At 49.3% G+C, this 20,618-nt stretch carries 20 protein-coding genes; 11 read left to right on the forward strand and 9 right to left on the reverse strand.

Translation table 11 applies throughout. From position 1 onward, the window contains the following. The first annotated feature begins 18 nt into the window (after positions 1 to 18). A complete protein-coding gene (gene truA / locus P253_RS11545; protein ID WP_016659589.1) occupies positions 19 to 816 on the forward strand; it encodes a tRNA pseudouridine(38-40) synthase TruA in 798 nt (265 codons plus the stop codon). A 140-nt stretch (positions 817 to 956) separates the two neighbouring features. On the opposite strand, the gene P253_RS11550 is transcribed toward truA, so the two are convergent. Next, a complete protein-coding gene (locus P253_RS11550; protein WP_005182061.1) occupies positions 957 to 1,964 on the reverse strand; it encodes an AraC family transcriptional regulator in 1,008 nt (335 codons plus the stop codon). Between the two features lie 230 nt (positions 1,965 to 2,194). Here P253_RS11550 and infA point away from each other — a divergent pair, with 230 nt between their 5' ends. After that, the gene (gene infA, locus P253_RS11555; protein ID WP_001284370.1) at positions 2,195 to 2,416 is read left to right on the forward strand and encodes a translation initiation factor IF-1; all 222 of its coding nucleotides are present in this window, start codon (positions 2,195 to 2,197) and stop codon (positions 2,414 to 2,416) included. A 163-nt stretch (positions 2,417 to 2,579) separates the two neighbouring features. Further along, on the forward strand, positions 2,580 to 2,975 hold the full coding sequence (locus P253_RS11560) for a hypothetical protein (RefSeq protein WP_016659590.1): 396 nt from the start codon (positions 2,580 to 2,582) through the stop codon (positions 2,973 to 2,975). A gap of 80 nt (positions 2,976 to 3,055) precedes the next feature. Here the strand turns inward: P253_RS11560 and leuB are convergent, their stop codons facing one another. The 4 genes from leuB to leuC form a co-directional block, all read right to left on the reverse strand. After that, on the reverse strand, positions 3,056 to 4,135 hold the full coding sequence (gene leuB, locus P253_RS11565; RefSeq protein WP_016659591.1) for a 3-isopropylmalate dehydrogenase: 1,080 nt from the start codon (positions 4,133 to 4,135) through the stop codon (positions 3,056 to 3,058). A gap of 40 nt (positions 4,136 to 4,175) precedes the next feature. Then, a complete protein-coding gene (locus P253_RS11570) occupies positions 4,176 to 4,739 on the reverse strand; it encodes a hypothetical protein (protein ID WP_016659592.1) in 564 nt (187 codons plus the stop codon). A 101-nt stretch (positions 4,740 to 4,840) separates the two neighbouring features. Continuing rightward, positions 4,841 to 5,491, reverse strand: coding sequence for a 3-isopropylmalate dehydratase small subunit (leuD, locus tag P253_RS11575; RefSeq protein ID WP_016659593.1), 651 nt, complete (start codon positions 5,489 to 5,491; stop codon positions 4,841 to 4,843). A gap of 75 nt (positions 5,492 to 5,566) precedes the next feature. Further along, positions 5,567 to 7,000 (reverse strand): 3-isopropylmalate dehydratase large subunit, encoded by a 1,434-nt coding sequence (gene leuC / locus P253_RS11580; protein WP_005182046.1) that lies wholly within the window; start codon positions 6,998 to 7,000, stop codon positions 5,567 to 5,569. A gap of 257 nt (positions 7,001 to 7,257) precedes the next feature. Between leuC and P253_RS11585 the strand changes: the two genes are divergently transcribed. The 3 genes from P253_RS11585 (at position 7,258) to ovoA (ending at position 10,878) form a co-directional block, all read left to right on the forward strand. Beyond that, positions 7,258 to 7,494, forward strand: coding sequence for a DUF2061 domain-containing protein (locus P253_RS11585; RefSeq protein WP_005182043.1), 237 nt, complete (start codon positions 7,258 to 7,260; stop codon positions 7,492 to 7,494). Positions 7,495 to 7,699: 205 nt separating this feature from the next. Beyond that, entirely contained in the window at positions 7,700 to 8,566 is an 867-nt protein-coding gene (locus P253_RS11590) for a LysR family transcriptional regulator (RefSeq protein WP_005182039.1), read from the forward strand. 137 nt (positions 8,567 to 8,703) lie between these two features. Continuing rightward, positions 8,704 to 10,878, forward strand: coding sequence for a 5-histidylcysteine sulfoxide synthase (gene ovoA / locus P253_RS11595; RefSeq protein ID WP_016659594.1), 2,175 nt, complete (start codon positions 8,704 to 8,706; stop codon positions 10,876 to 10,878). 76 nt (positions 10,879 to 10,954) lie between these two features. On the opposite strand, the gene P253_RS11600 is transcribed toward ovoA, so the two are convergent. Next, entirely contained in the window at positions 10,955 to 11,203 is a 249-nt protein-coding gene (locus P253_RS11600; protein WP_005182035.1) for a DUF2789 family protein, read from the reverse strand. A gap of 183 nt (positions 11,204 to 11,386) precedes the next feature. Next, positions 11,387 to 12,046, reverse strand: a complete 660-nt coding sequence (locus tag P253_RS11605; RefSeq protein ID WP_005182034.1) for an HAD family hydrolase — start codon at positions 12,044 to 12,046, stop codon at positions 11,387 to 11,389. A 183-nt stretch (positions 12,047 to 12,229) separates the two neighbouring features. Here P253_RS11605 and P253_RS11610 point away from each other — a divergent pair, with 183 nt between their 5' ends. Beyond that, on the forward strand, positions 12,230 to 12,712 hold the full coding sequence (locus P253_RS11610; RefSeq protein ID WP_005182032.1) for an RNA pyrophosphohydrolase: 483 nt from the start codon (positions 12,230 to 12,232) through the stop codon (positions 12,710 to 12,712). Positions 12,713 to 12,797: 85 nt separating this feature from the next. Next, positions 12,798 to 15,095 (forward strand): phosphoenolpyruvate--protein phosphotransferase, encoded by a 2,298-nt coding sequence (gene ptsP, locus P253_RS11615; RefSeq protein WP_005182028.1) that lies wholly within the window; start codon positions 12,798 to 12,800, stop codon positions 15,093 to 15,095. Between the two features lie 13 nt (positions 15,096 to 15,108). Here ptsP and P253_RS11620 read toward each other — a convergent pair whose 3' ends face one another. Further along, positions 15,109 to 15,288, reverse strand: coding sequence for a DUF7230 family protein (locus P253_RS11620; RefSeq protein ID WP_005182025.1), 180 nt, complete (start codon positions 15,286 to 15,288; stop codon positions 15,109 to 15,111). Between the two features lie 428 nt (positions 15,289 to 15,716). On the opposite strand from P253_RS11620, the gene P253_RS11625 reads away from it, so the two are divergent. Then, positions 15,717 to 16,208, forward strand: a complete 492-nt coding sequence (locus P253_RS11625; RefSeq protein ID WP_016659595.1) for a macro domain-containing protein — start codon at positions 15,717 to 15,719, stop codon at positions 16,206 to 16,208. Positions 16,209 to 16,359: 151 nt separating this feature from the next. On the opposite strand, the gene P253_RS11630 is transcribed toward P253_RS11625, so the two are convergent. Then, positions 16,360 to 18,012: an acyl-CoA dehydrogenase family protein gene (locus P253_RS11630; RefSeq protein ID WP_016659596.1), complete on the reverse strand. Its 1,653-nt coding sequence runs from the start codon at positions 18,010 to 18,012 to the stop codon at positions 16,360 to 16,362. Between the two features lie 80 nt (positions 18,013 to 18,092). Here P253_RS11630 and P253_RS11635 point away from each other — a divergent pair, with 80 nt between their 5' ends. Together P253_RS11635 and P253_RS11640 are read left to right on the forward strand one after the other, a co-directional pair. After that, entirely contained in the window at positions 18,093 to 18,758 is a 666-nt protein-coding gene (locus tag P253_RS11635) for a TetR/AcrR family transcriptional regulator (RefSeq protein ID WP_016659597.1), read from the forward strand. Between the two features lie 274 nt (positions 18,759 to 19,032). Further along, positions 19,033 to 20,553, forward strand: coding sequence for a catalase (locus P253_RS11640; RefSeq protein ID WP_016659598.1), 1,521 nt, complete (start codon positions 19,033 to 19,035; stop codon positions 20,551 to 20,553). The last annotated feature ends 65 nt before the right edge of the window (positions 20,554 to 20,618 follow it).

The raw sequence follows: 20,618 nt of genomic DNA on the forward strand, positions 1-20,618 counted from the left end.
GGCCAATTTGAGGTGAATATGCAACGTTTTGCGGTCGGGATTGAATTTTGTGGTATTCGCTACCGGGGCTGGCAAACCCAGCAACCAGGCGTCCCGAGCGTGCAGGAAACGCTGGAAAAGGTCCTCTCCAAAATTGCCGATGAACCGATTATCCTGCATGGCGCTGGCCGTACCGATGCCGGCGTGCATGCCACCAATATGGTGGCACATTTCGACACGGCAGCCATTCGCCCTGAACGCGGCTGGCTGATGGGAGCCAATAGCCAGCTACCCAAAGACATTGCCATTCAGTGGATTAAGGCTATGGACATGGATTTTCATGCCCGCTTTAAGGCCTGTGCGCGCCGCTACCGTTATGTGGTGTATAACCATCCACAGCGCCCGGCCCTGCTGCATAAACAGGTCACCCATGCCTACTATGCGCTGGATGTCGACAAGATGATTGCCGCTGCGCAAAAGTTTGAAGGCACTCATAATTTTGAAAGCTTCCGTGCCGCAGCCTGTCAGTCCAATCAGCCGGTCCGCACCGTCAGCCATTGCCGCCTGATCCGTCACGGGCATTATTTGGTGCTCGATATTCAGGCCGATGGTTTCCTGCATCATATGGTGCGGAATATCATGGGCTGTCTGCTGGAAATTGGCCAAGGTATGTATGATATTGACCATATTGATACAATTTTTGCCGCACAGGATCGTAAAGCGGCTGGCATTACCGCCCCACCAGATGGCCTGTACTTTATCCAGGCGCACTATCCAGAGCAGTTTGACTTGCCTCAAGTGCCTTTAGGTCCGCATTGGCTGAATATGCCGGAATAATTGTATTCCGTCTTACCTCCCTTTTAGCCAGGAAGGATTTTATCCCCGCCATTTCCAGGCTTTAAAAATAAAAGTCACCCTTGCATCAAGCGGCAACTCTAAAAAAATCCCCCTTTTATCAAGGGGGGCTGCGGAGATGCTTAACGCTGCTTACGTTTTCGGTACTCGACCGGTGTTTCATTGGTCCAGCGTTTAAAAGCCCGGTAAAAGGTGCTCGGTTCAGAAAATCCGGTCAGATACACAATCCGCTCCACGCTTTCATTGGTATTGGCCAGCAGCTTTTTGGCCAGACGACAACGATAATCCGAGAGAATCTGCTGGAAACTGGTATTGGCCTCACTCAGCTGGGTGCGTAAACGACGCGGCGTGATATTCAGCTGCGCTGCCACGGTTTCCAATGTGGTTTCCCCACTTTCTAGGGTCGACCCAATCGCCCGGCGTACTTCACCGACCAGATCATAACGCGCCAGTTCCTGCAGTTTCTCCAGCGCCAGCTGCTCATGTAACTGCAACAGCTCCGGCTCGGCCTGCCACAGCGGATATTCTAAAATAGAGGGATCGAAATACAGTCGTGTTTCATTCTGCCCCAGACTGACCGGGCACTCATAGACCCGGAAATATTCATCATCGGCAGCGCCCTGCTGGAAATTAAAGTCGATATACAGCGGCTGGAATTTGCCTTCGGTAATAAACTTGAAGAAACGCAAAATGCCCGACATGGCACATTCAGAAAAGTGACGATTGACAATATTGTCAGCCCACGGCTGTTGACCATTGGTTAAATAACAGCGGTCATCTTCAATCACCAGTTTGGCATCAAAGGCATCACTGATTAAACGCTGATAGGCCAGTGCCCGTTTTAAACCTTCACCAAAATTTTCCGAAGAAATAAACAGATGCTCAATCACCTGACCACGATAGAGCGGCAAATGTTCACCCAGATGCAAACCAATATCCGGGTCACGGCTGACTTCTTCCGCCGCCACCCAAAACGCATACTGCGCGCCCAAAGGCGTACGATCATTGGCCTCAACCTGATTAAGTGCGACACCTGCTTTTGTTAATATTTCTTCGGTTGGCAAACCGGCACGACGAATCGCTTGGTAGCCTAATCGCAATACAACCGATGCATCAGTTAGCTGACCCACGCAAAGACCTTCCTTGTATGTTCTTCATTTATACTTAAAAAGATTGATTTTAGATTAACTGTGATTGACCAAACTGACAACCATCCACCACGTTTTTTTGTAGAAAAAATTTAAATGTTTTGTTCGCTTATTTTACTGACAGATGATTCATCTGCGGCGGGTTTCACCTTGATTTTTTCAAAAAAATTGACTATAATTTGCGCCTTTCCAATTTGATCATCAGGTAGGCTATGGCCAATAAAGAGGAACTCATCGAGTTCGAAGGCGTTGTCACCGAAACGCTTCCTAATACTATGTTCCGTGTACGTTTAGAAAACGGTCACGAGGTGATTGCCCATATTTCAGGTAAAATGCGCAAGCACTATATTCGCATTTTAACTGGCGACAGCGTGAAAGTTGAAATGACGCCTTATGACTTAACGAAAGGTCGTATTACCTATCGTGCACGCTAAGTTTTAGCGCAAGCAAAAAGCCACCTTCAACAGTGGCTTTTTTATTGGCTGCTGATGCTGTGTAACAGCCAAGAATGGCGTCGAGATCTGCCGCTTATCGAATATACACATATTTTTAGGCTGTCCTTGCCTAGAATGAAGTTTTATTCAATGGAGATCGCGCATGTTTGTTTCTCGCTCCGTTGCTTTGGCGCTCTTCGCGTTCAGTCTCTCCGCTTGTGTAACCACGCCGTCCAGTACCCGAGCTGAACGTGATACCTATCTGGCTCAGTTTGTCGGCCAGTCCAGCCAGCAGATTCGCCAGCAGCTCGATTTAAGCCTGCTCGGTTACGAACAGGTCAGTTCACCACAAATCAACCCACAGGCGCTCACCTACACCGTTATACGCCCAATCAGCATTCCGATTCCTGTAGCGAATGCCCCGGCCACCGGCCCAGCCCATATTCCAGCACCCATTGGCCCAGCCAACAGCTATGATATTAACCTGCACTGCCAGATTGTGTTCCGGCTGGAACAGGATATTGCCCGCTCTGTACACTATAGCGGTCGCACCTGTTAAGCGCTGAATTTAGAGCTGACCATTCAATAGCCATAAAAAAACGCAGCCTGAAGCTGCGTTTTTTGATTTGCTGTCGAGACTTAGCCCAATGCCGCAACCACAGCCTGACCCATTTCCTGAGTACCCACTTTATTCATGCCTTCAGACATGATGTCAGCCGTACGTAAACCTTGATCAAGCACATTGCCCACTGCATCTTCAATCGCTTTCGCGGCAGCTTCTTCACGGAAGGTATAACGCAGCATCATTGCCACAGACAAGATGGTCGCCAACGGGTTGGCAATGTTCTGGCCAGCGATGTCTGGTGCTGAACCATGACATGGCTCATACATACCTTTGCCATTTTCATCTAGCGACGCTGATGGCAACATACCGATAGAACCGGTCAGCATTGCTGCTTCATCAGACAGGATGTCACCAAACAGGTTACCGGTTACCAGTACGTCAAACTGTTTTGGCGCACGTACCAATTGCATTGCAGCATTGTCGACATACATGTGGGACAGGTTGATTTCTGGATATTGTTCAGCATGTAGCTGGGTCACGGTCTGCTTCCACAGCTCAGTCACTTCCAGCACGTTGGCTTTGTCCACCGAGCAGACTTTACCACCACGCAGTTTGGCCATTTCAAAAGCCACTTTGGCAATACGCTTGATTTCTGATTCAGCATAGACGTCGGTGTTAAAGCCCTGTTTCTCGCCATTTTCCAGCTCGCGAATACCACGTGGCTGACCAAAGTAAATCCCACCCGTCAGTTCACGTACAATCAGGATATCCAGACCCAATACAATTTCCGGCTTTAAGCTAGACGCATCAGCCAGTTGCGGATACAGAATCGCTGGACGCAGGTTAGCAAACAGGTTTAATTCGCTACGTAATTTTAACAGGCCACGTTCCGGGCGGATCGAACGCTCAATCGTATCCCATTTTGGACCACCAACTGCACCAAGCAATAAAGCATCGGCTTTTTTCGCCTGTTCAGACGTCACATCCGGATAAGGTGAACCATGCGCATCAATCGCGGCACCACCTAACAATCCCTGTTCCCACGTCAAGCCCAGATTGAACTTTTCATTAACACGCGTAAGCACCTGCTCCGCTGCTGTGACGATTTCTGGGCCAATACCGTCACCGGCAAGAATCAAAATATGTTTTGACATGAGTTTTTCCATTTCCTGTAGCAGTCAACGACTGTGGAGACTAAATTTTCTGTTCCACAAATTCCCCCAGTCCATGTAAGACATTATAAGGTTTGCAGAAACGTCGAATAATTTTCTGGTTTTGTAAAAGATCCACACACAGCGGCTCTGGCGCCGAAACATTCAGCAGACTGCCTTTATGCTTGCTGCGGTCACGGTACATTTTAAAAGTGTACGTTTGACGCGGCTTAAACTGATGAATGACGTGCAGGGTTTCGGCCTGATCACGGGAAATCGGATAGAACCGGATCACCACTTCATGCTGTTTGGCCGGAACCGACAGATACAGCGGATTAGGCTGCCGTAGTGAATCTGCCTGCAAGCGCACCAGTCCCTGCTTGATGGCTTCACGACTCAGACGCTGACTTTCAGCATCCATGATCATGACCCGGTTCAAGCGTTCAAACTCGCAATGCTCGGTACCTGAACAATAAATACGTGCATTGGATTGGGATGCCTGTGTCTCTTTTACCTGTTTTAGACGTGCTGTATCCCAGGTTTGACATGCTGTTAACAGCGTAGCCACTCCCCCCAATACAGCAAGCCGACGAAAAACCTTCAACATAGCCCGAGCCCAACCTCATCAAAAAGCAGAATATTTAAATTATTATGCCTTGAATGTTAACAAGAGTTCGACGCCCGTGCTATGCCTATTTACGAAATAACTTAAGCTTGAATTTCCGCAAACACCCACGGACGCACGGCTTTGGTTTTCTCCTCATACGCGCGAATATCATCGGCATCTTGCAAGGTCAAACCAATATCATCCAGACCGTTTAACAGGCAATGCTTACGGAATGGATCAACTTCAAACTTGAATGCTTCACCGTTTGGCGTACGGACTTCCTGTGCTTCAAGGTCAATAGTTAACTGATAACCTTCATTGGCTGCACATTCCTTAAATAGCTGATCAATCTGCGCTTCGGTTAAAATCACCGGTAACATGCCGTTTTTAAAGCAGTTATTAAAGAAGATATCCGCAAAACTTGGGGCAATGACTGTACGCAAGCCGTATTCACTTAAAGCCCACGGCGCATGCTCACGGCTGGAACCGCAACCAAAGTTGGCACGTGAAATTAAAATGCTGGCGCCCTGATAACGCGGCTGGTTCAAGACGAAATCTGGGTTTTTAGGACGGGTTGAATTGTCCTGACCCGGATAGCCTTCATCTAAATAACGCAATTCATCAAACAGGTTGTCACCGAAACCGGTACGTTTGATTGATTTCAAGAACTGTTTTGGAATAATTAAATCGGTATCGACATTGGCACGGTCTAAAGGTGCAACGATACCCTGTTCAACGGTATAAGCTTTCATATTTATGTTCCAATGAATCCGTACTCTCTCTCACATCCGCTCCAGCAAGGAGCGGCCTGGGATGAGGGCTTAAACTTAGAATGAACGAACATCCACAAAGTGACCGGCAATTGCCGCTGCTGCTGCCATGGCCGGGCTGACCAGATGGGTACGACCACCATTGCCCTGACGACCTTCAAAGTTACGGTTTGAGGTCGATGCACAGTGCTCGCCTGGCTGTAACTTGTCGGCATTCATGGCCAGACACATCGAGCAGCCAGGTTCACGCCATTCAAAACCGGCTTCCAGGAAGACCTTGTCCAAACCTTCTGCTTCCGCCTGCTGTTTGACCAAACCAGAACCCGGTACCACCATCGCCTGTTTAATGCTTGGCGCCACTTTACGGCCTTTGATCACATCTGCCGCAGCACGGATATCTTCAATACGCGAGTTGGTGCATGAACCAATAAAAACACGATCCAGCTGGATATCTGCCAAAGCCTGACCAGCAGTTAAGCCCATATATTGATAAGCACGGGTCCAGTCATTGCGCTGTACCTCATCTTTGGCCTGTTCCAAAGTTGGTACTGCCTGAGAAACCGGAATGACCATTTCAGGTGAAGTACCCCAAGACACTTGCGGCTCAATCTCTTCACCCTGTAATACCACGACAGTATCAAAATGCGCATCGGCATCTGAATGCAAGGTATTCCAGTACGCCACAGCCTGATCCCATTGCTCGCCTTTTGGTGCATAAGGACGGTCTTTTACATATTCAATGGTTTTTTCATCAACCGCGACCATACCGACACGTGCACCGGCTTCAATTGCCATGTTACACACGGTCATACGGCCTTCAATCGACATATCACGGAACACCTGACCGCCAAATTCAATGGCATGGCCCGTACCACCTGCTGTACCGATTTTGGCAATAATCGCCAGCACCACGTCTTTCGGGGTCACGCCCTGACCCAACTGACCATCTACGCGTACCAGCATGTTTTTCATTTTCTTCTGAATTAAACATTGCGTGGCCAACACGTGCTCAACTTCTGAAGTTCCGATCCCGTGTGCCAGACAGCCAAAGGCACCATGGGTCGCGGTATGCGAGTCGCCACATACCACCGTCATTCCCGGCAAGGTTAAACCCTGCTCTGGTCCAACCACGTGAGCAATCCCCTGACGGATATCGTTAATATCAAATTCAACGATATTAAAAGTCTTACAGTTATCGTCTAAGGTTTGCACCTGAATACGCGAAGTATCATCTTCAATACCGGCTACGCCCTGCTCACGCTCTTTTTTCGAGGTCGGTACATTATGGTCCGGAGTCGCAATATTGGCACTTAAACGCCATGGCTGACGGCCAGCCAGTTGCAAACCTTCAAAGGCCTGTGGAGAGGTAACTTCATGCAACAAATGACGGTCGATGTACAATAAAGCCGAACCATCATCACGCTGTTTTACCAAGTGGTCATCCCACAATTTGTCATATAATGTTTTTGCTTTTTGGGTTTCGCCTGCCATGTCGATGTGCTCCACTGGACTGGGTAATTCTGTCATTAATTTCGATTATAACCACACAATTACATAAATCTAATTTATCATTTTTATTAGTTAAAAAACTTTATGGAATAAATATAATTGATTTTTGCTCAGATTAACATCTGATTAAAAATTCAATTTTCCGATTGAATTTTACAAAATATTCGTTTTTACAAATTAATTCGTACTGACTATGATGATGTTATCAGCACTGAATTGTAGATACGAGGAACATCATCATGGCGCATATTCAAAACTTTGTCGCAAACAACCAGCGAATGTTTAAAAAGACTTTTAGCTACTATGTGATGCACATTACGGTGGCCATGCTTGTCGGCTATTTCGTTACCGGCAGTCTGTGGATGGCCATTACCTTAAGCTTATTGGAACCAACAGTACAGGCGGTGGCCTATTTTATTCATGAACGCATGTGGGAAAAGAAAGCACAAGACGGCACAGAGGAAATCACCGCCTAGCCTATTTTTCGCCCGGTGTTCCTCCCAAAAGATCATCTTCAGGATGATCTTTTTTATTTTAATATAACTTAAATTACTGTTTTTAAAATATTTATATTCAAGTTATGGTTGTTGAACTTCAATTTATAGAAAAATAATCTTTGATTAATTCTAAAAATTTCTAAATAATAATTTTAAGCATAAAAAATCTTTATAGGTGATTGCGATGAATCTTGCAGCATTTGAAGCTTTTGTAAAAGTCATGGAAACCGGTTCGATTTCTCTGGCCGCCGATCAGCTGTTTATTACCCAGCCCGCAGTCACCAAACGGATTCATAGCCTGGAAGAATATTTTGGGGTCAAGCTGTTTGAGTCGGCCGGCCGTGGCGTGCAGGCAACCCATGCTGCGCATTCGCTGTTACCCAAAGTCAAAAACTGGCTAAATGAACTGGGCGATATTCATCATACTTTAAGCCATGAACAGGGCCAGGTGCAGGGTCGCCTGAAAATTGGCACCAGTCATCATATTGGCCTGCATCATCTGCCCGATCATTTGCGTCGCTATGTCCAAGATTTCCCCGATGTCACCTTAGATGTGCATTTTGTCGATTCGGAACAGGCGCATGAACAGGTGCTGGCCGGTGATCTGGAACTGGCCTTTTTAACCCTGCCACCGCAAGGTGATGACCGGCTGCAATATGTCACCATCTGGAATGATCCGCTGGTGTTTGTGGCTGCGCCTTTTCATCCGCTGGCCCAGCAGAAAAGACTGAAACTGGAAGATTTAACCCAGTTCCCGAGCCTGCTACCAGCAGCACAGACCTATACCAGCCAGATTACCCTGGCCGAGTTTGAAAAACAGGGCGTGAAGCCAAAAATCACCATGAGCAATAACCCGCTGGAATCCATCCGCATGCTGGTGTCGATTGGACTGGGCTGGTCAGTGTTACCGAAAACCCTGATTAATCAGGACTTGCAACAGCTGGATATTAATCTGGAAATGAACCGCCAGCTGGGCATGGTCTGGCATCCGGGACGCACACAGTCCAAAGCGGCGCAGGCGCTGGTTAACTTTATGCAGCAGCCGGACTAGGTTCATCGACCGGCCGCATCCTTCTGTACAGTTACTGAACAAAACAGCACGCTGCTCCAAATTGGCGTAATTTGAAAAGACAAGGTGCCCGTACAAGACACCAGGATCTTTATAAAAAATGATGCAGGAGCAGAGCGATGAACCAGACCACTTCCCCGCTTGCCTATTCCCCTTCGTTCAGTTCAGCCCAGGCGCTCCAGCAGCGCCTAGCCGGCAGTGCACAGCCTTTACAGCCCAGTCCACGGCTGGATGTCACACAAGCCGATACGCTACGTGCCACCCTCAAGCAGTATTTTCTGCAAACCTTTGACTGTTATGAATCATTGTTTAGCTGCCTCAACGGCGATGAGGCCTTTTATCACAAGCCGATTGTGCTGCGCCATCCGCTGATTTTTTACTATGGCCATACCGCGACATTTTTCATCAACAAACTGCTGCTCAGCAAACTGATTGAACAGCGTATCAATCCACATTTTGAATCCATCTTTGCGGTGGGTGTGGATGAGATGAGCTGGGATGACCTGGATGACAGCCGTTATGACTGGCCGACACCCGCGCAGGTCAAACACTACCGCGATCAGGTGCGTGCCACGGGGCTGGAAATTATTGAAAAGGCACCGCTGAGCACGCCAATTGACTGGCAGCATTCGTGGTGGTCGATTCTGATGGGCATTGAACACGAGCGGATTCATCTAGAAACCTCCTCCGTGCTGATTCGCCAGCATGCCCTTGACTATGTCCAGACACAGCCACCATGGCGGCCAAATATCCTGACTAACACCGCACCAGAGAATGCGTTGCTTCCAGTGGCAGCCGGCCGGGTACAGCTCGGTAAGGAGCGGCACGACCCGGTTTACGGCTGGGACAATGAATATGGCCAATATCAGGCAGAGGTAGCGGCGTTTGCGGCCAGCCGCTATCTGGTCAGCAATCAGGAATTTCTGGCCTTTGTTGAAGATGCCGGCTATCAGAACGCAAACTATTGGGAAGATGAAGGCTGGCAATGGCGCAGCTTTGCCCAGGCCAAATATCCGACCTTCTGGCGTAAACACGGGCCGGACTGGTCACTCCGGCTGCTGACCGAAGAAGTACCAATGCCGTGGGACTGGCCGGCGGAGGTGAATTATCATGAGGCCAAAGCCTTTTGCCACTGGAAAGCGAAGCAAACTGGTCAGCCAGTACGACTGCCCACCGAAGAGGAATGGTATCGGCTGGTACAGCTGGCTGGCGTAAATGAGCCGTCTGCACCTGCCAATCTGGCGCTGGCCTATGGTGCTTCCTCCTGTCCGGTCAATACCTTCCCGCATGGCGATTTTTATGACCTGCGCGGCAATGTCTGGCAATGGACCGAAACCCCGATTTATCCATTTCCGGGTTTTGTGGTGCATCCGATTTATGATGATTTCAGCACCCCGACCTTTGATGGCCGGCATAATCTGCTCAAAGGCGGTTCCTGGATTTCTGCCGGCAATGAAGCCGAACTGGCCTCACGCTATGCCTTTCGCCGGCATTTTTTCCAGCATGCCGGTTTCCGTTATGTGGTTTCTGATCAGGAGCCGCTGGCGATTCAATCACAATATGAAACCGACCGGCTGGTGTCTGAATATCTGGAATTTCAGTATGGCCGTGAATATTTTGGCGTGGCCAATTTTGCCCAGACACTGGTGCAACTGGCCCTGACCCAGCTGGCCGACAGACCACGACGTAAAGCACTGGATATTGGCTGTGCTACCGGCCGCGCCAGCTTTGAACTGGCCCGTTATTTTGATGAAGTGGTCGGGATTGATTTTTCAGCGCGCTTTATCCAGAACGGCGTCAAACTGGCACAGGGCGAAACTCTGCATTACAGCATCTGCACCGAAGGTGAACTGGTAGGCTATCATGCCTGTGATTTAGCCCAGCTTGGACTGGCGGAGGTCCGGGACAAAGTCCAGTTTTACCAGGGTGATGCCTGTAATCTTAAAGCGATTTTCAGAGGCTATGATTTTATTCTGGCAGCCAACTTAATTGACCGGCTGCATCATCCGGCGCAGTTTTTAAGCCAGATTCATACACGGCTGAATATGGGCGGCATTCTGATGCTCAGCTCACCCTATACCTGGATGGAAGAACACACTGTCCGCAGTGAATGGCTGGGTGGCTTTAAAAAAGATGGCGAGAACTGGAGCAGTCTGGATGGCTTAACAGCCTTGCTAGAGCCGCATTTCCGTTTAATGACTGAACCGCAGGACATCCCTTTTGTGATTCGGGAAACCCAGCGCAAGTTTCAGCATACCTATGCGCAGGTCAGCTTCTGGGAACGGATTGCCTAAATGGATAGAAAAGAAAGTGAGGGATCAGGCCAAATTCCGGATTTGGCCTGATGATCTGGAGATTTGAACGAACGATTTAACGGCGAGGCACAGAGTCTTCATGCAGCGCTTCATTCAGCTGGTCGACCGTAATGGCCCACTCCCCATCCGAGGCAATTTTTTCAGCTAAAAACTGACGTTGACCATCACTCCAGAATTCTGCATCCATAATATGAATTTCCGCCGCCAGTTGATGCTGGCCGATAAAATCTTGAATCGCCTGCTCGCTGGAGTCCAGGCCCAGTTGTTCAAACAGATTGGTCATTCTTGGTCGGGTTTGGCGCATGCGTGAATCTCCCTGTTGTTGTTCTTGTCTTCACCATAGCATATAAAACTGCAAATCCTAGTGCTGTTAAAAAAAATTCACCTTTTCATAAATTTGCAAGATAGATGACAACCAGCTCAGACAAAAAACAGGGCCAGTTATAGCGGCCCTGTCTGCTGATCTTGGTGTAGATGAACTGCGCTTTTATTCAGCAGCAATCGACCAGTCCTGAATCTCCCAGCCCTGCTCGACCGCCAAGGCCCGCAGACGATCATCCGGATTCACCGCAATAGCGTGGTCTGCATATTCTAGCAAGAAACGGTCATTGATTGAATCTGAATAAGCCCAGGATTCGGTCACCTCACGTCCGGCCAGCCACTGTTCCAGACGTACCAGTTTGCCCTGCTGATAACAGGCAGTATTGATGACCTTACCGGTATATTTGCCATCGACCACTTCGGCATTGGTGGCAATGATTTCGCTAATGCCAAATTCACGGAAAATTGGCGCAGTAATAAAATCCGAAGTCGCGGTAATGCCGACCAGTGCATGTCCGGCCTCACGATGACGCTGAATCGCCTTAAAACCTTCCGGGCGCATTTGTGGACGAATCACTTTTTGCATAAACAACTCATGCAGTTCGGTCAGGTAGTGTGACTCGTGCTGGGTCAGAAATTCGAATACAAATTCGTTATAGGCAATCGGGTCAAGCTGGCCAGCTTTGTAATCTTCATAAAATTTATCATTCATGGCGCGGTGATGAACCGGATCGACCAGACCTTCATTGACTAAAAACTCACCCCAGGAATGATCCGAATCTGTATTTAACAAGGTGTGATCGAGATCAAATAGCGCCAATTTCATGAAAATACTCGTAAAAACTGAAATTTAAGAAAAAATTTGTAAATCTATCTCCGCTAGTCGATAGAAATTCGTTAAGATCATAGCAATTTTAACATTTTTAAACTTTGCTTTTTTTCGTGTTGGATACAGAAATAAAAATCCCCGGAAGCAAAGGCATAATTTACAGAATATTTAGGTAGCCAAATGATCGACTCAGAAGGTTTCCGACCCAATGTCGGGATCATTTTGGCAAACGACTTTGGACAGGTTTTATGGGCAAAACGCATTGGACACAATGCATGGCAATTTCCACAAGGAGGTATCCAGCATGGAGAAACCCCTGAGCAGGCACTTTATCGTGAGCTGAGAGAAGAAGTTGGCTTACTGCCCGAACACGTTCAAATTATCGCACAAACGAAAGGTTGGCTGCGTTACCGTTTGCCGCACCGTTACATCCGGCCCGATTCCGATCCGGTATGTATTGGTCAAAAACAGAAATGGTTTTTACTCAAACTCACGGCCTCGGCCCAGTTGATTCAGCTCAACCTGTCCGATCCGCCCGAGTTTGATCAATGGCAGTGGGTCAGTTACTGGTACCCACTGGGTCAGGTCGTGAATTTCAAACGCGATGTGTACCGCAAGGCGATGGTGGAATTATGTCATCAATTGCCATCTAAGAAAGCCTGAAAAAAGCTGTATGATCATGCAGATTTTTTAAACGACTCTTGCTATAAAGAGAACAGAACTGGAACGCTGATTTGGAGCAGACTTTATGTCGAATATGCAACTGGATACTCTAAGACGCATTGTGCAGGAAATTAATGCGTCCACCAGTTTGCATGAATCGCTCGACATTATGGTCAATCAGGTTGCTGAAGCTATGCATGTCGATGTCTGCTCCATTTACCTGCTTGACGAGCGCAACCAGCGTTATCTGCTGATGGCCTCTAAGGGCTTGAATCCTGAAGCGGTCGGCCATGTGTCTCTGCATACCGGTGAAGGTCTGGTGGGGCTGGTCGGCCAGCGTGAAGAAATCGTCAACCTGGACGATGCACCGAAACATGAACGCTTCCTGTATTTACCGGAAACCGGCGAAGAAATTTATAATTCCTTCCTCGGCGTGCCGGTCATGTACCGTCGTAAGGTCATGGGCGTACTGGTGGTGCAGAACAAGGAATGTCAGGACTTTAGCGAAGCGGCTGAATCCTTTCTGGTCACGCTCTGCGCCCAGCTCTCTGGCGTGATTGCGCATGCGCATGCCGTTGGCAATATTGATGTCTTTCGTAAACCCAGCAATCTGCCGGCCTACAAAACCTTCCAGGGCGTTTCCGGCTCGGGCGGGATTGCGCTTGGCCGCGCGGTCATTCTCTATCCACCAGCAGATTTGGCGGCGGTACCTGACCGTGAAGCCGATGACATCAGCGAAGAGCTGAAACTGCTCGACACTGCGCTGGATGCCGTGCGTCAGGAAATTCAGGCGCTGGATGACAAAATGCAGGATGCACTGATGGCCGAAGAACGCGCCCTGTTTAGCGTGTTCCTGCGTATGCTGGATGAAAATGCCCTGCCGGCGGAAATTAAAGAACTGATTCGGGATGGTAATTGGGCACAAGGTGCGGTGCGGATTGTCATTGACAGCCACATTGCCCAGTTTGCCCAGATGGAAGATGACTACCTGCGCGAACGGGTCTCCGACTTAAAAGATCTCGGCCGGCGTATTCTGGCCTATTTGCAGGAAGCCGATGCCAGCCATCGTGAACTGACCGATGAAAGTATTCTGATTGGTGAAGAAATCTCGACCGCGGCACTGGTGGAATTACCGGTCGATAAAATTGCCGCAATTGTCACCACCGAAGGCGCCATGAACTCACATATGGTGATTGTCGCGCGCGCACTGGGTATTCCAACCGTGGTCGGGGTGACTGAACTGCCGATCAACACCCTCGATGACGTAGAAATGATTGTCGATGCGCATCAGGGCCGGGTGTTTATTAATCCGCCACGGCGTTTACGCACCCGCTATAAAGAAATTCAGAAAGAAGAAGAACTGATTGCCAAAGACCTGAAACAGTATGAAACCAAGGACGCCGTTACCCCAGACGGCGTGACGGTCAAACTGTATGTCAATACCGGTCTGATGATTGATGTGGTACGCGGGGTACAACGTGGTGCCAAAGGGGTCGGCCTATACCGCTCTGAAATTCCGTTTATGCTGCGGGACCGTTTCCCGGGCGAAGAAGAACAGCGTGCCATTTACCGCCAGCAGCTAAGCCACTTTGCCAACAAACCGGTGGTAATGCGCACCTTGGATATTGGCGCAGACAAAGACCTGCCGTATTTCTCGATTGAAGAAGAAAACTCAGCACTGGGCTGGCGCGGGATTCGCTTCACCCTCGATCATCCGGAAATTTTTTCTTCGCAAATTCGCGCCATGCTCAAAGCCAGTATCGGCCTGAACAACCTGCACATCCTGCTGCCAATGGTCACCAGCGTCAATGAAGTCGAAGAAGCACTGTATCTGCTAGATCGTGACTGGCATGCGGTACAGGAAGAAGAACAGGTCAAGATCAATAAACCGCGTATCGGGATTATGGTAGAAGTGCCAAGCGTGCTGCTACAGATTGATGAGTTCGCCGAACTGGTCGATTTCTTCTCGGTCGGCTCCAATGACCTGACCCAGTATCTGCTGGCAGTGGACCGTAACAATCCACGCGTGGCCAACGTCTATTCGCATTTCCATCCATCAGTGCTACGCGCACTGACCCGTCTGGTCAAGGAATGTCACAAGTACGATAAACCGGTCAGCATTTGTGGTGAAATGGCCGGTGATCCGCTATCTGCGGTGCTGTTGATGGCGATGGGCTTTAATACCCTGTCGATGAGTTCGAGTAACATTCTGCGCGTGCGTAAAGCGATTTGCCATGTGCCGATGAGCGAAGCACAGGAGCAGCTGGAACGGGTGCTGAAAATGAATAATTCGCTGATGGTGAAAAGCTGGATGGAATATTATTTTAAAACCCATGGTCTGGGCGATATGGTCAAGGCCTCTACCCGGATTGTTGGCGCTTAAGCCATATTTTGATTTAAATCAGACAGAATGAATAAGGGCGATAATCATCAGAATATCGCCCTTGTTTGTGTTTGCTATAGCCGCGTTTGGCATTCTTTTTCCGGTCGACAAAAACCTGGCTCTTGTTGACCTCATGCATATATTTGGCCACGAAGTTATGCTGAATCACTTCTGGCTGTTTTTTCTTTGCCATCACTTTATCCTTCCGGTTCATGATTTGAATGCAGGTGTTCCTGCGCTGTATTGATGGGTACATTTGCGCAAAATTCAAGCGCATTTTAGCCTTAAAACTGCGTTTTGCTTCCCGTCGACATCCCTTTGGAATGGGGAGTCAATCATACATTTTTTTGGACAATTCAGCAGCAATTTTGCGACAGTCATGTAACAATAAAAGAAACGGTATAGAAAAATTTTGCAGTGTTTTTCTGAACATTCTTCAGTCAAAAAATGAAAGTAGATTCAGCTGCTCTGCCCCTATAATTATACCACAAAATCTTATATTTTTTATTATTTTGCAAAGACTTAGAAGTTATATAGCACGCTAGAAAAAACTTCCTGATGGGCTAAGATGAAGCTAGAAGATCAATTCAAACAGCCTCTTCCAAAACAGGAGTTCACAGCATGATTTATGAAGTTTCTGGAGATATTTTATTGAGCCAAGCCCGTGCCATTGCCCACGGTGTTGCCCCAAATGATAACTTTGCCACCGGACTGGCTTTAAGTCTGCGCGAACACTGGCCGGCGCTGTATAAAGACTTCCGTAACTATTGCCATATTTACCATCCTAAAGCGGGTGAACAATGGACCTGGGTCAATGCCGAAGGTCAGCGCATCATTAATCTGATGACTCAGGAAGCGGCCTATGACAACGGTTCCAAGCCGGGTAAAGCATCGACAGAATACGTCAACCGCACCCTGAAAAATCTGAAACAGCTGGTTGAAGCCGAGAATATTGAAAGTCTAGCGCTGCCACGTCTGGCCACCGGTGTCGGCGGTCTGGATTGGGAAGAAGTCCGCCCGCTGATTTACAAGCATTTAGAAGACCTGAATATTCCGGTTTATATCTACACCCTGTACCAGAAAGGGGTGAAAGCAGACGAACCGGCGCATTAAGCCAAGCTCGTTTGATCGTTAGCGTGAGACTGATGCCGGGATCACACGGCTGCGCAACTGCAGACCGCCATGCATCCAGTCCGATTTCCCCGCTTGGCTGAAGTCAAGCGGGGAATTTTTCTATCAGGATACGCTCTATCACGCGTGATGTTTAAACCGCCAGCGCACGTTCTAACAGCCGGGCAACATCGACCTGGGCCGGGTCTAACATGCCCACCACCTGACCATGCAGGGTCTGATAACGGCTCTGGATAAAGGCCTGTGCCACAAAATCAGGTGCATGCTGGTTTAAGATGACCGCCTGTGCCAGCAGCACCAAACGGCTTACCAGCGTACGTGCCATAAACTGCAAGGCTTGTGGGTCTGTCTGCTGGAACAGCTGCATCAGCGCCTGTAATTCCTGCTGTAACAGCGGCTGCTGTTGCACACCGTCGGCCAGCGACTGCAACAGGACCTGCATGGAGGCCGGATCACGCTGTATCGCTCGTAGCACATCCAGACACATGACATTGCCCGACCCCTCCCAGATACTATTCACCGGAGCTTCTTTAAAAATACGCGCCATGATGCCAGTGTCGACATAGCCATTGCCGCCAAAGACCTCCATCATTTCGCCGCTCAGCTCGACAGTACGCTTACACACCCAGAACTTGGCAGCCGGGGTCATAATCCGCTTCCAGGCCTGCGCCAGCGGCGTATCCAACTGGTAGCACTGCGCCAGATAAAAGCCCAGCTGCACCGCGGCTTCGGTTTCCAGTGCCAGATCAGCCAGCACCGCCTGCATCAGCGGCTGTTCAGCCAGCGGCTTGCCAAAGGCTTTGCGTTGCCGGGTATAGGCAATACATTGCACCAGCGCCTGGCGCAACATGGCACTGCTGCCGACCACACAGGTCAGGCGGGTATAATTGGCCATTTCAATAATGGTGGGAATACCACGGCCAGCTTCGCCAATCATGATGCCCCAGGCCTCATGAAACTCGACTTCCGAGCTGGAATTGCTGCGATTACCGACCTTGTCTTTTAGACGCTGGATATGAATCGTGTTCTTGCGACCATCTTCCAGCCAGCGCGGGACAAAGAAGCAGGCCAAGCCATCCTGTTTGGTTTTAGCCACCACCAAATGCGCATCGCACATCGGCGCCGAGAAAAACCATTTATGCCCGGTCAGCAGATAGGGCTGGCCACGACCCGCTGCCCCCACCGGAGTGGCGATGGTTTCATTGGCGCGTACATCGGAGCCGCCCTGCTTTTCAGTCATGCCCATGCCCAGCCAGATTGATGTTTTCTGCGCCATTGGAATATCCCGCGCATCATATTCATTCGACAGCAGTTTATCGCCGAACTGTTGCCACAGTTCAGGTTCACGCTGAATGAGCGGAATACTGCCCAGGGTCATGGAGGCAGGACACAGGTTGCCACATTCGACCTGACCACTCAGATAAAAGCGCGCCGCCCAATCGACCCAGGCAGATGCGGACTGAGGTTCAATAAAGGGATGGGCATGGGTCTGAAATTCCCGGTTCAGCGCCATCCAGTAATGCCAGGCTGGATGGAACTCGATCACATCCTGACGGCGGCCGCGAGCATCAAAGGCCTGTAACTGCGGGGTATGGCTATTGGCTAAATGGGCAGAATGATAAGCCTCTGCCGATCCGGCCTGCTGACCAAGGGCGCTAAGGCGTGCCTGATCCTGACTGCCATAGCGCTGCAAGATTTCCTGCAATACGCGGTCACTCGCAAACAGATTATAATCCTGACGTTCATCAAACTGATTCTGAATAGAATGGGTCATCCATGCCTGCATCGTTCATCGTTCCTGATTGATTATGATGATAGGCTTTCAGTATAAAGAATATTCACCCACAGCATGTTCAGTTTTCAGTCATGACCTCCCCCTCTGTACAGCTGCGGCGTAAGCCTCGCCAGTCCCGGGCCAAACAGACCCAGCAGGCCCTGCTGGACAGTGTTGTTCGGCTTTTGCAGCAGCAGTCACCCGCACAGCTGACCATCCGTGAGATTACCGAACTGGCCGGGGTCGGTCTGGGCACCTTTTATGAATACTTTGCCCAGAAAGAAGATTTGCTGGCCTGGGTAATCCACCAGCAGATTATCCAGCATGCCGGGGCGCTACGCAGTTATACCCAGCCACCACCGCAGTTATCCACAACTGGTGATATTTGCAGCGATATACAGGCCCTGCTGTGCTTTCAGCTTGACCGTATCCGCAGCGAACAGCGGCTGTGGGCCAGTGTGTTTTTACTGGAACGCAGCCTGTCGAGCGAACAGGCCTATCAAAAGCATTATCAGCTGATGCTGGACAGCTGGCAGCAGATTTTAAGCCGCTATATACCTGAAACCCACGAACGCTTGCGCTGTGCCGAAAACCTGCATCGCATCAGTTATGGCTTTATTTCACAAACCCTGTTAATCCAGCCCACATTTCAGGACTGGCCGCAACTGCAGGCCGATATTGAACTGGCCATCCAGCCATTTTTAGCCCGGCTCATCTCAACAAAATCCGACCAAAACACTCAGAAATCAAAACTTTAAGCTATCGATTATTCCTTTGAGCACTAATCGTTTTATCTATTTGAAAAAGTGTTATATTCGGTTTAAATTAAATGAGAACCAAGTTGCATTTTTATGTTTTTTATCCATCGTCATTCTGCCCAGCCAGCTATTGCAAGGTAGATTTCAATGATAAGCTGGGTTTATTTTTTATATTGATGACTTTGATAACGGTTAATTTCATGGGATGTCACCTGCCTGGAGAATCCAGCCCGTGTCCAACGTCAGCACATGAATACAATAACGGAGAACGATAATGACCCAAGACTTTAAAAAATGTCCGGTCACCCACCTCACCACCGATGCCGGTGCTCCGGTGGTCGATAACCAGAACAGTATGACCGCCGGTGCCCGTGGTCCATTGCTTACCCAGGATTTATGGCTCAATGAAAAACTGGCGAACTTTGTTCGTGAAGTGATTCCTGAGCGTCGTATGCACGCCAAAGGTTCAGGTGCATTCGGAACCTTTACCGTGACTCACGACATTACCCAATATACCCGCGCCAAAATTTTCTCTGAAGTCGGCAAGAAAACCGAAATGTTTGCCCGCTTCTCGACAGTGGCCGGTGAGCGCGGTGCAGCCGATGCCGAACGTGATATTCGCGGTTTTGCACTAAAATTCTATACCGAAGAAGGCAACTGGGATTTAGTCGGTAACAACACACCGGTGTTCTTCTTTCGTGACCCGCGCCAGTTCCCAGACCTGAACAAAGCGGTAAAACGTGACCCGAAAACCAACGTCCGTTCCGCCAACAACAACTGGGATTTCTGGACCCTGTTACCAGAAGCGCTGCATCAGGTGACCATTGTCATGTCAGACCGCGGTATTCCAGATGGTTATCGTCATATGCATGGTTTTGGCAGCCACACCTACAGCTTCATTAATGCCAACAATGAACGTTTCTGGGTCAAATTCCATTTCCGTACCCAGCAGGGCATTAAAAACCTGACCGATGCCGAAGCCGCAGCACTGATTGGCCAGGACCGTGAAAGCAGCCAAAATGACCTGTTTAATGCAATTGAACGTGGCGATTTCCCGAAATGGACCCTATTCGTGCAGATCATGCCGGAAACCGAAGCGGAAACCGTACCTTATCATCCGTTTGACCTGACCAAAGTCTGGCCAAAAGGTGATTATCCATTAATTGAAGTCGGTGAGTTTGAACTGAACCGTAACCCAGAAAACTATTTCCAGGATGTGGAACAGGCCGCTTTTGCACCAAGTACTCTGGTGCCGGGGATCAGCTATTCACCAGACCGTATGCTGCAAGCGCGTTTAATTAACTATGCCGATGCCGCACGTTATCGCGTGGGGGTAAACCATTCCCAGATTCCGGTAAACGCAGCCCGTTGTCCGGTCCACTCTAACCGCCGTGATGGTCAGGGCCGTATGGATGGCAACTATGGCGGCTTGCCACACTATGAGCCAAACAGCTTCCAGCAATGGCAGGAACAGCCACAGTACCGTGAACCACCACTGAAAATCCGTGGCGATGCCGATTTCTGGGATTATCGTCAAGATGACAGCGATTACTTTAGCCAGCCGCGTGCCCTGTTCAACCTGATGAATCCTGAACAGAAACAGGCGCTGTTTGACAATACTGCGCGTGCCATGGGCGATGCCTATGACTTTATCAAGTACCGTCATATCCGTAACTGCTTTATGTGTGACCCGGCCTACGGCGAAGGTGTAGCCCAAGCCTTGGGGATGACCGTGGCAGATGCTCAGGCCGCTCGAGCCACCGACCCTGCGCTGGGTCAGCCAGGCGTGCTCTAAGCCTCTACACAGAGAGTTCAAGCCATAAAAAAACCACCTTCGGGTGGTTTTTTGTTGCAGGATTT

Origin of the sequence: Acinetobacter indicus CIP 110367 (genome assembly GCF_000488255.1) — a bacterium.
Taxonomy (GTDB): Bacteria; Pseudomonadota; Gammaproteobacteria; order Pseudomonadales; family Moraxellaceae; genus Acinetobacter; species Acinetobacter indicus.

What these genes read in the sequence shown, in the direction of transcription:
- truA (WP_016659589.1), top strand. Translation starts at nt 19, where the DNA reads ATGCAACGTTTTGCGGTCGGGATTGAATTTTGTGGTATTCGCTACCGG.
- infA (WP_001284370.1), top strand. Translation starts at nt 2,195, where the DNA reads ATGGCCAATAAAGAGGAACTCATCGAGTTCGAAGGCGTTGTCACCGAA.
- P253_RS11560 (WP_016659590.1), top strand. Translation starts at nt 2,580, where the DNA reads ATGTTTGTTTCTCGCTCCGTTGCTTTGGCGCTCTTCGCGTTCAGTCTC.
- leuB (WP_016659591.1), bottom strand. Translation starts at nt 4,135, where the DNA reads ATGTCAAAACATATTTTGATTCTTGCCGGTGACGGTATTGGCCCAGAA.
- P253_RS11570 (WP_016659592.1), bottom strand. Translation starts at nt 4,739, where the DNA reads ATGTTGAAGGTTTTTCGTCGGCTTGCTGTATTGGGGGGAGTGGCTACG.
- leuD (WP_016659593.1), bottom strand. Translation starts at nt 5,491, where the DNA reads ATGAAAGCTTATACCGTTGAACAGGGTATCGTTGCACCTTTAGACCGT.
- leuC (WP_005182046.1), bottom strand. Translation starts at nt 7,000, where the DNA reads ATGGCAGGCGAAACCCAAAAAGCAAAAACATTATATGACAAATTGTGG.
- P253_RS11585 (WP_005182043.1), top strand. Translation starts at nt 7,258, where the DNA reads ATGGCGCATATTCAAAACTTTGTCGCAAACAACCAGCGAATGTTTAAA.
- P253_RS11590 (WP_005182039.1), top strand. Translation starts at nt 7,700, where the DNA reads ATGAATCTTGCAGCATTTGAAGCTTTTGTAAAAGTCATGGAAACCGGT.
- ovoA (WP_016659594.1), top strand. Translation starts at nt 8,704, where the DNA reads ATGAACCAGACCACTTCCCCGCTTGCCTATTCCCCTTCGTTCAGTTCA.
- P253_RS11600 (WP_005182035.1), bottom strand. Translation starts at nt 11,203, where the DNA reads ATGCGCCAAACCCGACCAAGAATGACCAATCTGTTTGAACAACTGGGC.
- P253_RS11605 (WP_005182034.1), bottom strand. Translation starts at nt 12,046, where the DNA reads ATGAAATTGGCGCTATTTGATCTCGATCACACCTTGTTAAATACAGAT.
- P253_RS11610 (WP_005182032.1), top strand. Translation starts at nt 12,230, where the DNA reads ATGATCGACTCAGAAGGTTTCCGACCCAATGTCGGGATCATTTTGGCA.
- ptsP (WP_005182028.1), top strand. Translation starts at nt 12,798, where the DNA reads ATGTCGAATATGCAACTGGATACTCTAAGACGCATTGTGCAGGAAATT.
- P253_RS11620 (WP_005182025.1), bottom strand. Translation starts at nt 15,288, where the DNA reads ATGGCAAAGAAAAAACAGCCAGAAGTGATTCAGCATAACTTCGTGGCC.
- P253_RS11625 (WP_016659595.1), top strand. Translation starts at nt 15,717, where the DNA reads ATGATTTATGAAGTTTCTGGAGATATTTTATTGAGCCAAGCCCGTGCC.
- P253_RS11630 (WP_016659596.1), bottom strand. Translation starts at nt 18,012, where the DNA reads ATGCAGGCATGGATGACCCATTCTATTCAGAATCAGTTTGATGAACGT.
- P253_RS11635 (WP_016659597.1), top strand. Translation starts at nt 18,093, where the DNA reads ATGACCTCCCCCTCTGTACAGCTGCGGCGTAAGCCTCGCCAGTCCCGG.
- P253_RS11640 (WP_016659598.1), top strand. Translation starts at nt 19,033, where the DNA reads ATGACCCAAGACTTTAAAAAATGTCCGGTCACCCACCTCACCACCGAT.